At 55.4% G+C, this 13,029-nt stretch carries 12 protein-coding genes; 11 read left to right on the top strand and 1 reads right to left on the bottom strand.

All coding sequences use genetic code 11. The features are described from left to right. Window positions 1-173: 173 nt before the first annotated feature. The gene (locus tag BM022_RS04035) at window positions 174-1,751 is read right to left on the bottom strand and encodes a LodA/GoxA family CTQ-dependent oxidase (protein ID WP_091137084.1); all 1,578 of its coding nucleotides are present in this window, start codon (window positions 1,749-1,751) and stop codon (window positions 174-176) included. Between the two features lie 365 nt (window positions 1,752-2,116). Here BM022_RS04035 and BM022_RS04030 point away from each other — a divergent pair, with 365 nt between their 5' ends. The 11 genes from BM022_RS04030 (at window position 2,117) to atpD (ending at window position 13,002) form a co-directional block, all read left to right on the top strand. Beyond that, a complete protein-coding gene (locus BM022_RS04030; protein WP_091137083.1) occupies window positions 2,117-2,797 on the top strand; it encodes a dienelactone hydrolase family protein in 681 nt (226 codons plus the stop codon). A gap of 27 nt (window positions 2,798-2,824) precedes the next feature. After that, window positions 2,825-4,198, top strand: a complete 1,374-nt coding sequence (locus BM022_RS04025; RefSeq protein WP_091137081.1) for an erythromycin esterase family protein — start codon at window positions 2,825-2,827, stop codon at window positions 4,196-4,198. A gap of 290 nt (window positions 4,199-4,488) precedes the next feature. After that, a complete protein-coding gene (locus tag BM022_RS04020; protein WP_091137079.1) occupies window positions 4,489-5,265 on the top strand; it encodes a Kazal-type serine protease inhibitor family protein in 777 nt (258 codons plus the stop codon). 181 nt (window positions 5,266-5,446) lie between these two features. Beyond that, on the top strand, window positions 5,447-5,737 hold the full coding sequence (locus BM022_RS15065; RefSeq protein WP_143079515.1) for a hypothetical protein: 291 nt from the start codon (window positions 5,447-5,449) through the stop codon (window positions 5,735-5,737). Between the two features lie 91 nt (window positions 5,738-5,828). Next, on the top strand, window positions 5,829-6,275 hold the full coding sequence (locus BM022_RS04010) for an Hsp20/alpha crystallin family protein (protein ID WP_091137075.1): 447 nt from the start codon (window positions 5,829-5,831) through the stop codon (window positions 6,273-6,275). A 348-nt stretch (window positions 6,276-6,623) separates the two neighbouring features. Next, window positions 6,624-7,073, top strand: coding sequence for a CBS domain-containing protein (locus BM022_RS04005; protein ID WP_091137074.1), 450 nt, complete (start codon window positions 6,624-6,626; stop codon window positions 7,071-7,073). A gap of 159 nt (window positions 7,074-7,232) precedes the next feature. Next, a complete protein-coding gene (locus BM022_RS04000) occupies window positions 7,233-7,742 on the top strand; it encodes an Hsp20/alpha crystallin family protein (RefSeq protein WP_091137072.1) in 510 nt (169 codons plus the stop codon). A gap of 19 nt (window positions 7,743-7,761) precedes the next feature. Beyond that, complete coding sequence (locus tag BM022_RS03995) at window positions 7,762-8,391, top strand: YbhB/YbcL family Raf kinase inhibitor-like protein (RefSeq protein WP_371264292.1); 630 nt, start codon at window positions 7,762-7,764, stop codon at window positions 8,389-8,391. Window positions 8,392-8,428: 37 nt separating this feature from the next. Then, complete coding sequence (locus BM022_RS03990; protein WP_091137071.1) at window positions 8,429-9,466, top strand: ligase-associated DNA damage response exonuclease; 1,038 nt, start codon at window positions 8,429-8,431, stop codon at window positions 9,464-9,466. Beyond that, the gene (locus BM022_RS03985; RefSeq protein WP_091137069.1) at window positions 9,459-11,084 is read left to right on the top strand and encodes an ATP-dependent DNA ligase; all 1,626 of its coding nucleotides are present in this window, start codon (window positions 9,459-9,461) and stop codon (window positions 11,082-11,084) included. Before BM022_RS03990 ends, BM022_RS03985 begins: the two co-directional genes overlap by 8 nt. Before the next feature lie 511 nt (window positions 11,085-11,595). After that, the gene (gene atpD / locus BM022_RS03980; protein ID WP_091137068.1) at window positions 11,596-13,002 is read left to right on the top strand and encodes a F0F1 ATP synthase subunit beta; all 1,407 of its coding nucleotides are present in this window, start codon (window positions 11,596-11,598) and stop codon (window positions 13,000-13,002) included. Window positions 13,003-13,029 lie beyond the last annotated feature (27 nt).

Below are 13,029 nucleotides of genomic sequence, written 5' to 3'. Positions count from 1 at the left end.
CGGTTGCTTTAAAGCCGGCACGGTTACGTTGTCGGCGCTGCATTCGAACGATTGGTAAGTGATGCTGTCCGCCAGCAGAACCGGCAAATGTACTTTACGCTCCCCCTGGCTCTATTACTACTGAGTCGGAAGCGATGCTGGCGAACGTATTCATCAGTCGATCAGTCATTCCACTAGGATAAGCCCCGGATAGGGTTGCGCTCATCCTCGACGAATTTTTCACCCTTTTTTATTACAAAGCCCAGCTCCGTCCACCATCGCACCATGTCGTGATAGCCTTCATCGCCGCCACGAATACCGCGGGAGAAGGATTGAATCCCATCTGTAGTAATCACGTCGACGGGCCGCTGCGCTGGCCACCATAATTCGCCGCAGGCGGAAAAATCCGCTTGCCAGGGAAGTGCCATGCGCTCAGTCAAAAAGCCGGGGGGTAGCGTCTGCTTAATCCTGAATGGAGATTCGTAGGTCGCCGCTTGTGCGACCACATACGTCACCTCGATGCCCGGGAAGAAGGGCGCGCCAATACAGCCTTCCAGTGCTGCACGGGTCAAGGCATGCGGTTGTTGATCCAACGGGAGATCGTCTAAAGGAACAGGAGTAGGTTCCTCTACCCAATCGGCGTGGAACTCACCCTGCGACCACTTTTCCATCATCGCATACTGATAGTTTGTGAGTGCGGCAAACTCGCCTTGCGACGGATTATCCGGATCCAGCCCACTATAGACATATGGCATGTTGTTCTGATCAAATCTCAGGGGAGGTGTGTTCGGGCGAACGCTAGTGTTGGGTTTCATCAGCTTGTTGAAAACACCTTGGCGCGAGGCCTTCGAACCCGCGGATTTGTCCGCCAGCCTGCGGAGACGGCCAGGATTCAGGAAATTTCCCGAGACGCCATGATGTCGGTTGCTCTGTTCCACTACCCAGGAGATTAATACCGTGCGTTTCAGTATCGGGTAGATATCGTGTGTGAACGACGGCACGTTTTTCATGAGATGCGGAGAAAAAGTTCCGGCATTAACGTTAAGCGCCTGGTCATACCAAGTGGTTACGTTCTCGATACCAGGCGCATACGATGGCGGGGCAATTACTACCCAAGCGCTCCCTTCCGCCAGGACGGGCTCCTCATCACCCACCTCTATCAACGCACTTACGGGGCCGTCGGCTACTCCGTCATACCAGCCATCGTTGTTTGCAAAATTATCCAGGCCGCGGCTAATGGGGGAACCCGACTTCCCCGAACCGCCGACCACAATCAGGCGCCCCTTCTCATCCGTCAGTATACGGCCAAGCTGGACGCGTTCGCTTGCTTCAACGTTTCCGTCTCTGATGAAGTTGATGTCACCGCTGAGAGTGAGAGCGGCCTTGTTCTTTCCCGAGCGGCTTTGCACGCCAGCGTCTATAACCAGCCCCGCGCGGTCGTACCCTTCATTTCGGGGCGGCGCCGATGGGCCACTTGGCGGAAACTGGCCGGCTGCGGCTTTGCGGTTCACAAGATGTACGCTCCACTTGATCCGGATTTTCGCATTGGGAATCAGTTCACGCGTCACGGTTTCTTCACCAAATTCGTCGCGCCTGAATTCATAAACCCGAAACCGGGCGGCTTGCGGTTTGATTTTTCCTGGCGACGACTCGTCGCGGTAAGGCCCTTGCGGAACAATCCCTGGGGATTCAGGACCAAGGAAATAAGTGGTGTTGCTGTTTCCTAGCCGGGCAATACCTATCGACGGAAAGATGCGGTAGATCGTTTTCACTGATATTTTTTCTCCTCTCGCTTCGGCACGCTTGAAAGTCTCCGGTACTTATTCTATCTCATACGGACCCGATTAAAGGCGCGTGCCGCTCCCGCGACCGCCCCCCGCGCCTGCGGTCGCCCCGTGTATAACGGAATATGAAAGAGGTAATTAATGTTAGGAAGCGAACGGAAGCATATGAGATTTCTGCCAGACTGATTGGCAACTGCGATCGTAAGTTTGCGACTGGGTAATGACAAAGGCCGAGCATGGCGGAGCCTGCAGATCCAGCCTCTCCGGTCGGATGAAAACCAACTATGCGATGAACTCAACGCATTGTTGCTTGCAACGATTCGCTAAACCAAAACGTGATGCCGAGGCACGATATGCGAACCATTCAGCCTGATGGATTTGTTTCAGAATCAAAGCCCGTGGAAATTCCGGCTGCCGGGGTGATCTTGAATGCGGACTTGACTATTCCCGACGATGCCATCGCCATTGTTGCGTTCGCGCACGGCAGCGGGAGCAGTCGCCATAGCAGCCGAAACCGTTATGTCGCGAAAGCGCTTAACGGGTTCAAATTTGCCACGTTGCTCGCTGATTTGCTGACAGAAGAGGAGGAAGTCATCGATTCGCGGACGCGGCATTTGCGCTTTGATATTCCGATGCTGGCAGACCGGTTGATCGATATTGCGGCATGGCTGCAGCGTGAACAGCAAACAAAACACTTCAGGATCGGCTGGTTCGGGGCGAGTACTGGGGCCGGCGCTGCGCTGATTGCGGCAGCACGGCGGCCGGAAAATGTTATGGCTGTGGTTTCGCGAGGCGGGCGTCCAGACCTGGCTGGAGCTTATCTACCTCAAGTCGTGGCCCCGGTTCTGCTTATTGTAGGCGAGAACGATCCCCAGGTGATCGAACTGAATCAAGCCGCGCTGACGCAGCTGAATACCGAATCAAGGCTGGAGATCGTGCCGAATGCCACGCATCTATTCGAAGAGCCAGGTACGCTTGAGGCAGCCGCGCTCCTGGCCGCCGAGTGGTTCCGGGCTTACTCCCGACCGGTATAAGCTAATCCGGGTGAGGCTAAACGATATATGCCAAATCTCGATCAACGTCGAAAACTGATCGATGCGCTGGAAAGGGCGGCGCGGCCGCTGCAGAGTACAGCCGATGATTACCGCGCGATAACCAATGCCGCAAAAAGTAAAAAATATGTTTTGCTCGGCGAAGCGACCCATGGCACAGCGGACTTCTACCGGATCCGCGCTGACATTACGCAGCACCTCATCGTTAAAGAAGGATTCGATGCCGTCGCAGTAGAGGCTGATTGGCCCGACGCGTACCGGGTCAACCGCTACGTGTGCGGCAGTTCCGATGATACGGAAGCAGATGAAGCGCTGTCGAATTTTGAACGCTTTCCTGTCTGGATGTGGCGCAATACCGAAGTGCTGGCCTTCGTCAACTGGCTGCGCAGTTATAACCACAATACCAATAAATCTGCAGATCAAATGAAGCCGAGCGGCGAACCCGTCGGATTTTACGGCCTTGATTTGTACAGCATGACGACTTCGATGAGCGCAGTCCTTGCATACCTGGAGCGGATCGATCCCCAGGAAGCCGCAGCGGCCCGTGCCCGTTATGGCTGTTTTGGCCAGTTCATCACCAATCCTCAGGCTTATGGATATGCAATCGCATCAGGAAGATGGGATTCCTGTGAGCAGGAAGTGATCACTCAGCTCATGCAATTGCAACGCAAGGCTCGGCTCTACGTTGAAAGAGATGGGGCGTTTGCCGGAAACGAGTATTTTTCGGCGCAACAGAACGCCGAGCTGGTAAAGAATGCAGAGGAATATTATCGCGCCATGTTCAGTGGGCGTCCCAACACATGGAACCTGCGTGATCGCCATATGTTTGAAACGCTGGACAGTCTTTCGGCGTATTTGGAGACCCGGTTAGGACGTTCTGCCCGGGTAATCGTCTGGGCGCATAATTCTCATCTGGGAAATGCCGCGGCGACAGATATGGGGCGGCGCGGCGAGTTCAATATTGGCCAACTGGTCAGGGAAAAGTATGGGGATCGGGCGCTCAATATCGGATTTTCTACCAGCCGCGGTAAGGTGACTGCGGCCACGGATTGGGACGGGCCTGCGGAAGCAAAGACCATTCGTGATCCATTGCCGGACTCCTACGAAGATGTGTTCTCTCAACTCGAAAAGAAACGTTTCTTTTTCGACCTTCGCGCCTCCAGCGAAGCTGTAGGGTTGTTAAGCGAGGAAAGGCTGCAGCGGGCAATTGGCGTTATTTACCGGCCCGAGACCGAGCGTGTCAGCCACTACTTCTATTCCTCCCTGCCGCTGCAATTCGACTTCATGATACATGTGGACGAAACCACTGCTGTACAGCCGCTTCCGTCTTTTGTCCATGGACGAGCTGGCGAGATGGATGAAACCTATCCATCCGGTTTCTGAAATTTACGCTCAAGCTACTGCTTGGAAAGACGATGCTGAGTTTAGGTGCGCAAGACGGGGCGATGAGGCTCAGGCGATAAGCATTTTTCTCTCTTGACTCTCCCTTTCTGATTCGCGTGCTTTGAGAACCGTTTCTTCATTCTGTGGGGGCACCAGGTCCTGTTTCCAGCCTGCATTCTTGCTTTCCCGTTAATGTTATCTATATTTCAGAAATAGCTCCAAACATCTTTGCCCGGCCTACATCGCAAAGCTCAAGCGCATGGTCATCCATTCGAAAATGGGAGGGGAAAATGAATAGACTTTGCGGTTTTATCCTGCTCGGCGTATTCCTGCTAAACACCGGGTCGGCTTTTGCCGAGCGTGGAGAGAGCGGGGGCGATTCTTCGAATCGGGCCGTGAATATCAACCTGGGCAGTAGCGGTGTGGCACTGGATGACGCTGCCTTGCGCGCGATAAGGAAGCTGGTTGGCCATGCAATCTCGGTTAATACCGTGGACACATTCTCCGTCTATAGTCCAAGGGTAGGCGGACCTGTCCCGATTGAGGGCGGGTTGCTTGCCTGTGCAGAAGCCGGCTTCAGCTCGACACCACAAAACTTTACTCGTTTTGTCAGCCAATTGCGCGATATCCGTCCCAAGGCGGGGACCTTCCTTAACGTGGAACTTACCAATCAGTGCAAGCCAATTGACAGCAGCATGCCACTCGCTTGTGGTGGCATCGCGGGCACAGTATGCCCTGACGCAAAGCAGTACTGTGATTTCGGTCCCGGCAAATGCAAAATTCCCGATGCGCAGGGCATGTGCAAGAGCAAGCCCACCATTTGCACGCGTGAATTCCGCCCGGTTTGCGGGTGTGACGGGAAAACATATGGTAACGCGTGCACTGCGGCGGCGGCGGGTGTTTCGGTGGAGTATGAGGGCGAATGCGGAAAAAGCGAACCGCAGGCATGTGGTGGCATTGCCGGCATCCAGTGCCCTCAGGGAAAAGTTTGCATCGATGATCCCGCAGACGACTGCGATCCGAAACGCGGGGGCGCTGATTGTCCCGGCATATGCCAGGCCAGATAGGGCCAATAAGCATGGCTAGCCATTATTCCCCGTTTTGGGAAAGCATAAATGTTAAATAACGTACAGAAACATTTCTGAGGCAGTGTTAGAAATGGGCGGCTTCAACCGTTAGTAAGCTGTGCGGTGCAATGGAGTCACCGTGTTCCGCACATCCTATCAACCACCATTTAAAGGCGAGATCTTGGATAGCAGGTCATCTAGCAAGCCCGGCAGCAGGGTTAAAAGAAGTGAGCGAAGCAACAGCAATAGTGTTGAACAACTCGAAGAGTCAACATTAGGCGAGTCGATGGCGGGGGAGTTGCCCACCGCATCAGCCAGGCAAGAACGCAGGCAAGGTCATCAAATGATTTCTACCGCAACCTATTACAGGGCTGAACGCCGCGGCTCCTACGGCTACGGGCATGACGAAGCCGACGATTCGATCGTGGGAGGCGTGGAATCAGATGATGTGCTAACGGAAGGGGATGCCTGAAAATGTAAACTCTCGAATTGGATGGGCACCCGGATGAGTAGTATCAACTGGTGAGGTAGTCGAATGTAATTTTTATAAAGGAGGAAACAGCATGGCAAATATTGTTCGTCGTTCACCTACTATGGGTGATATTTCTCGGTACGACCCGTTCGCCAATTTCGAGGACTTGTTCAGGAGTTTCGGCATGCGTCCGTTCTCCATGGAAGCCGAGGCGCCGATGATCAAGGTCGATATAACAGAAAGCGACAATGCTTATAAGGTCCGGGCGGAAATTCCGGGGGTGAAGAAAGAAGATGTCAAGGTGCAGGTCGAAGGCAATCGGGTTACGATTAGCTGCGAGACCAAGCAGGAAACAGAGGAAAAAGAAGGTGAAAGGGTGATTTCGCGGGAGTGTCATCAGGGCTCGAGCTACCGGAGTTTCATGCTTGGGAGCGAGGTAGATGAGACCAAAGCCGAGGCAAAATATGAGAACGGAATGCTGGAGCTGACGCTGCCTAGGAAAGAAGGAACAGGCGCCAGACGGATCGAGGTCAAGTAGCACACGCAACCCTCGGAGCGGGACGGGGCTACCAGCAGGTGACCATTCCGCCCGGGCACGCCTCCTGCTGCTTGCGCGCTTCAAGCGCGGACTCCGATCGCTTCGCGGATCAAGCCGAGTCCGCTTAACAGGGTTGGCTTGTTCCGACTACCTCGCTTGGGGGGCGAAGCCGACTTGGTAGCAATCATACCGCCGACCAGCGTAATTATCGCGATTGTCTAGCTCGAACCGCGCGGTCTGTAACCGACCCGTACGGTCGAACCGTTGCACAGTCACTGTTTCGTCCTCATTGCCTGCGTGGACGCGTGCTGCGTCTGTTTTCGAACGTATAACCTAATTGGAGACATTATGCCTATCGGTGAAATTTGCAATCGCGACGTTATCATCTCCCACCGTGAGGATACTGTCGCCGATGCGGCGAAACTCATGCGCGAGCATCATGTCGGCGACGTGGTCGTTGTTGATGAGCGTGACGGTGTCCGGTTCCCTGTCGGGATTGTTACGGACCGCGACTTGGTGGTGGAGATCATGGCGACCGAGCTCGACCAAAAGGTCATTACTGTTGGCGATATCATGCTTGAGGAATTGGTGACGGTGAAAGAAAGCGTGGGTATATTCGAGGCAGTCCAATACATGCGCAGCAAGACCGTGCGGCGCCTACCGGTAGTGGACGACCGTGGCGCGCTGGTGGGCGTGCTGACGCTGGATGACTTGCTGGAACTGTTGGCGGAAGAGCTACTGGCGATCTCCAAACTGGTTAACTATCAGCGCCAGAAGGAAACGCGGCGGCGGCCCTGAAGTGTAAAGGCCTTTCCTTGGGTCTCGTTCAGCTGCCCTAGTTGTGTGCCGCTGCGCGCGATATCACGCGTCTGGGTTGTCCCTTCACAGGATTTATCTACATTCCTGGTTTTCGGACAGGGTCGGCGGTTTGGTCTAATAATGATAAAGGAGCTCATCATGTTGGATTCATTGAAACAGGCCAGGAGAAATCTCAGCCGTGGATTTAGCCGGACGCTGGAGCACATCGCGGAAGGCTGGCGCGAACTGGTCCATCGCAGTAGCGACGCGCTCACCCATTTCACCCACGGTAAGCATGAGGTCACCGCGCCAGCGGACAAGTATCCCGCTTTTCCTAACTGGAGCCTGCTTGCGGGAGAGATCGAGGAAACGGATAAAGATATTGTGGTGCGAGTAGAGGCGCCAGGCATGGAAAAAGAGGACTGTCACGTTACCATCGACGGCAGTATGCTTCGTGTCAAAGGCGAAAAGCGCTTCGAGCGTGCCACCAGCGATAGCACTTATCACGTGATGGAGCGCGCATATGGGGTATTTGAACGTACTATTCCGCTACCGCGCGAGGTCGCCGCGGACAAGGCGGAGGCGAGCTACAAGAATGGCGTGTTGACCGTTCGCCTGCCAAAGCTGGGCGGGAAGAAAGGTCGGATAATTCCTTTATCCGACAAATAGCATTTTGGTGAGCACACGAATGAGTACAAGACTGCGTCACGGCTGGCCGGCACGTTTGACTACCCTGTCTGGAATCGCACTCATCTGCATGATGGCGTGGATGGCTCAAGCGGCTGAAAGCAACCCTGCCGGGAATCGGCAGCAAACAAAGCAGAAAAAGGAGAAAGCACCCATGTCCATGAGCATCACATCTTCCTCGTTTCCCCACGACGGCGTCATTCCCACCCGCCATACTTGCGAGGGTCACGACACCTCGCCCGAGCTTCTGTGGACAGACGTCCCCAGTGGCGCAAAAAGCCTCGTATTAATCGTGGACGATCCCGATGCACCCGATCCGGCAGCGCCAAAAAGGGTGTGGGTGCATTGGGTGCTGTACAATATCCCTGCGACCAGCAGCGGGTTGTCCGAGGCGATTGCAGCGCACGATCTTCCGCCCGGAACGAAGGAGGGTGTGAATGACTGGCAGCGGACTGGCTACGGCGGACCCTGTCCGCCAATCGGGAGCCATCGGTATTTTCACAAGCTTTACGCGCTCGATACCGTGCTGCCGGATTTGAAGCAGCCGACAAAGGCAAAACTGGAAGAGGCGATGCGCGGCCACGTTATCGCAACGGCGGAGCTGATCGGACGCTATCAGAAGCAACGCTAGCGGCTGATCAGACTGACGTTCCGGTACCGCGGTAAAAATGGCCGATCTGGTGGTTTCGGCAAAAGAAGGATTGCTTTGCGTGCCCGGGGACTTTTACATAGACCCGTGGCTTCCAGTCGAGCGAGCCGTTATTACGCATGCGCATGCGGACCACGCCCGCGCCGGTCATGCGCATTATCTTACCGCGGCGCCAGGTGCGGCAGTTCTAAAGTCGCGTCTCGGCGAAATCTCGCTTGAGGCATTGCCGTACGGAAAAAAAATTGTCCACAACGGCGTAACCATTTCCCTTCATCCCGCGGGTCACGTACTTGGCTCGGCCCAGGTTCGCCTGGAATGGCACGGCGAAGTATGGGTCGTCTCCGGCGACTACAAACTGGATCCCGACGGTACTTGTGCCCCTTTCGAGCCCGTCGTCTGCGATGCGTTTATTACGGAGTCGACTTTTGGTTTGCCAATCTACCGTTGGGAAGCTCAACAAAAAATTTTTGACGATATCCGTCACTGGTGGCGACGTAATGCCGAAGAGGGGCGCGCCAGCGTGCTGTTCTGTTACGCCTTCGGCAAGGCGCAACGTCTATTGAACGGTATCGACAGTGTCGTCGGCCCCATCATCTGCCACGGCGCGGTCTCCGAACTCAACCGGATATATCGCGAGAGCGGTGTTTGGTTACCGCCCACTCTGAGCGTGAGTGACGTAAGTAACAAGGGTGATTTTAGCAAGGCCCTGATAATAGCGCCGCCCGCCGCCGCGGGTTCGCCATGGCTGCGGCGGTTCGCCGACTATAGCGATGGTTTCGCAAGCGGCTGGATGCTTTTGCGCGGTGCCCGGCGCCGCAGGGCGGTGGATCGCGGCTTTGTCCTATCCGATCACGCGGACTGGCCGGGTTTAATGCGCGCGATCAAAGCGACCGGTGCAACGCGGGTGATTGTGACCCATGGACATGTCGATATCATGGTGCGGTGGCTGCGGGAAATTGGATTGGACGCCAGCGGTTTTAGCACCGAATATGGCACCGATGAGGATGATAACGTCGCCATGAATGAAGCTGTCGCGTTCAAGGAAAGCCATGCGTAAATTTGCGTGCCTTTATAACGAACTGGACGCAACTACCGCAACCACCCGCAAGCTCGATGCCCTAGAAAAATACTTCAGCGCCAATGAGCCTGGAAACGCCGCTTGGGCAGTTTACTTTCTTGCCGGGGGGAAGCCGCGCCAGATCGTTTCTACCAAGCTGTTGCGGCAGTTTTCCACTGAAATGTCCGGTCTGCCGGAATGGCTTTTCGATGAATGCTATCTTGCCGTCGGGGATCTGGCGGAAACGATTGCCCATATCCTGCCACCGCCGGAATATGAAACTGACATAGGACTTGCTGTATGGATGGAAGAACGCATCCTTCCTTTGCGGGGTGACAAGCCGGAAAAGATTCGCGCCGCATTGTTCGATTACTGGCGGGGGCTCGATTCGCAGTCGCGTTTTCTGCTTATCAAACTGATAAGTGGCGGTTTCCGCGTCGGCGTATCAAAATTGCTGGTGATCCGCGCGTTAGGCGAACTCAGCGGGACGGATCACAAAGTCATTGCCCAGCGCATGATGGGGTGGACCGATGGCGCGGTCCTGCCCAGTGCGGAAAGCTACCAGAAGTTGATTGCCCCGGCCTCTGAACACAATGCCGTGGAGGGGGGCCAACCTTATCCGTTTTTTCTCTCCCATCCGTTGCAAACCGACCCGCATACACTGGGAGATATACGGTCGTGGCATGCCGAATGGAAGTATGACGGAATCCGCGCTCAATTGGTGCAGCGGGGCGGTCGACGTTACCTTTGGTCACGCGGCGAGGATTTGATCACAGATCGCTTCCCCGAAATAAGCGGTATTTCTCTTCCGGACGGCACGGTGATCGACGGCGAAATACTGGTTTGGAAAAATGGTGCCCCGGGTTCTTTTGCCGACTTGCAAAGGCGAATCGGCCGCAAAATGCTGTCGTCCGGAATATTGGATGAGTTTCCGGCAGTGCTCATCGCCTTCGATTTGCTGGAACTTGGCGGCCGCGATATTCGTGGTTTTGTTCAGTTGGAACGCCGCGCCAGCCTGGAAGAAATTGTGCAAGGAACTGGGAATTCCGCTTTGATGCTTTCCCCGCTAATTGATGCCCCCGATTGGCAGATGCTGGAAGTCTTGCGAAGTAGTTCACGCGCGCGTGGCGTTGAAGGCCTCATGCTCAAATCGATTAATGCGCAATATGGTGTAGGCCGCACCAAGGAAGGTGGTGTCTGGTGGAAATGGAAGCTTGATCCTTACACGGTGGATGCGGTACTGGTTTACGCGCAGAGGGGGCACGGCCGACGGGCATCGCTCTACACGGATTACACCTTCGCGGTGTGGAGCGACGCCCCTAGCAGGGAGCGGAAACTCGTGCCGTTCGCAAAAGCCTATTCCGGCCTCACTGACCGCGAAATTGCCCAGGTGGATGCAATAATTCGCAAGACGACCATTGAAAAGTTTGGGCCGGTTCGAGGCGTAACGCCCACCATGGTGTTCGAGATCGGATTTGAAGGGATTGCCAGATCGTCACGCCACAAATCAGGGGTCGCGGTACGCTTTCCCCGCATGCTGCGCATGCGCAATGACAAAAAAATCGATGAAGCCGATACGCTGGATACTCTGAAGGCAATGACCAGGAATCATGGATGAGCCGTCTTAACTGTCGGCTTCGGTGCGTGACTTCACCCCGCGATCAGCGCGTGGCAATTCCATTGACGAGAGACGAGACGAGGGAAGAGGCTTCAAGCCCGATATATGCCAAGCTACTATCGGCCATCAAAAGCGCCGAAATCGACACGTTAGTACGACAGCATGTTTTGTGCCTGGCGCCGCCCCAGCTGCTGAGGCACTGAAGAGCGCAGCCCGGCGTGCGGTGATCTACGTTTGCTGTTGCCCGACAAGATCGTTTCGAATCTTGCGTTTTATGCTGCCCATTCGTATTACGATGAATTGTCGAGTGGCGGAGTAAAAATCTACGAACCTCAGGATGCACTATTGCATGGGAAGGCAGTTTTCATAGACGCGGTCCAGCAATATGCTCCCCTCCGCCGGTGTCTACTTTGCCTTCTCGGTGCCTGGCAGCGTGCCTAGTCTGAACTATACTAAAAATTGATATAGATAAGGATGGCGTGCAGGTCAATTCTACTGTTGCCAGGAGAATATGGATAGTGTACCTGCTTACATGCAATGCGGTTCAGTTGTTTCCGTACGTGGCGGTATTGTGGATGTCCGGTTTGGGAGCCGCGTTCCACTCATCCACTCGTTGCTGCGCACCGGCAAGCACGAGTCGATTGTCATCGAGGTCCTATCGCAGCTCGACGAACATAGCGTGCGCGGCATAGCGTTGACGCCGACCCAAGGCCTGGCCAGAGGCATGCCGGTGAGAGATACGCACGGGCCGCTCATGGTGCCGGTAGGGCACGCCACGCTGTCGCGCATGTTTGACGTCTTCGGTAACGCGATTGACCGTCAAGCCCCCCCGGATGTCGTCCAATGGCGTTCCGCACATCAAGCACCGCCGCCTCTGGCCAACCGGTCGGCCAAGGCGGAAATCTTTGAAACCGGCATTAAGGTTATTGATGTGCTGATGCCATTGGAACGCGGAGGAAAAACCGGATTACTGGGCGGCGCCGGCGTGGGTAAGACAATCTTGCTTACTGAAATGATCCACAACGTGGCTGGAGAGCATCAAGGCGTAAGCATTTTTTGCGGCATAGGCGAACGCTGCCGCGAAGGAGAGGAACTCTATCGGGACGTGGTGAACGCTGGAGTGCTGCAAAACATGGTGATGGTATTCGGGCAGATGAATGAGCCCCCAGGCGCCCGGTTCCGCGTCGGTCACGCGGCGCTGACAATGGCCGAGTATTTTCGCGATGACGAGCACCGGGACGTGCTGCTCCTAGTGGACAATATTTACCGGTTTATCCAGGCGGGCATGGAGGTGTCCGGACTGATGGGCCAGATGCCGTCGCGACTGGGTTACCAGCCGACCATGAGCACCGAACTGGCCCAGCTGGAGGAGCGCATAGCAAGCACCGATACCGGCGCGATCACGTCGATCCAGGCCGTGTATGTGCCCGCGGATGATTTTACCGACCCCGCAGCGGTGCATACGTTTTCGCATCTTTCCGCGTCAATTGTGCTCTCGCGCAAGCGCGCCAGCGAGGGGTTTTATCCGGCGATCGACCCATTGCGGTCCAGTTCGAAAATGGCTACTCCGGGTGTGATCGGACGACGGCACTATGATATTGCCCAGGCAATCCGGCGCACCCTCGCGCAGTACGCAGAGCTTAAGGACATCATCGCAATGCTTGGGCTCGAGCAGCTCCCCCCGGAAGACCGCAACGTAGTGGCCCGGGCCCGCCGGCTGGAGCGTTTTCTTACTCAGCCGTTTTTTACCACGGAACACTTTACCGGTATCAAGGGAAAACTGGTAAGCCTAAAGGACGCGCTTGAAGGGTGCGAGCGTATCCTGGGCGACGAATTCCAGGATTTTCCAGAGCGGGCGTTATACATGATCGGACGGATTGACGAGGTGAAGAACGAGAACAAGGCGGGATTAAGGTAGAGTTTGAATCGGGAGGGCTTTGAGCCG

Origin of the sequence: Nitrosospira sp. Nsp14 (assembly GCF_900113575.1) — a bacterium.
GTDB lineage: Bacteria > Pseudomonadota > Gammaproteobacteria > Burkholderiales > Nitrosomonadaceae > Nitrosospira.
The sequence above is the reverse complement of the archived record's forward strand: the minus strand, read 5'-3'. Positions and strand labels throughout refer to the sequence as shown.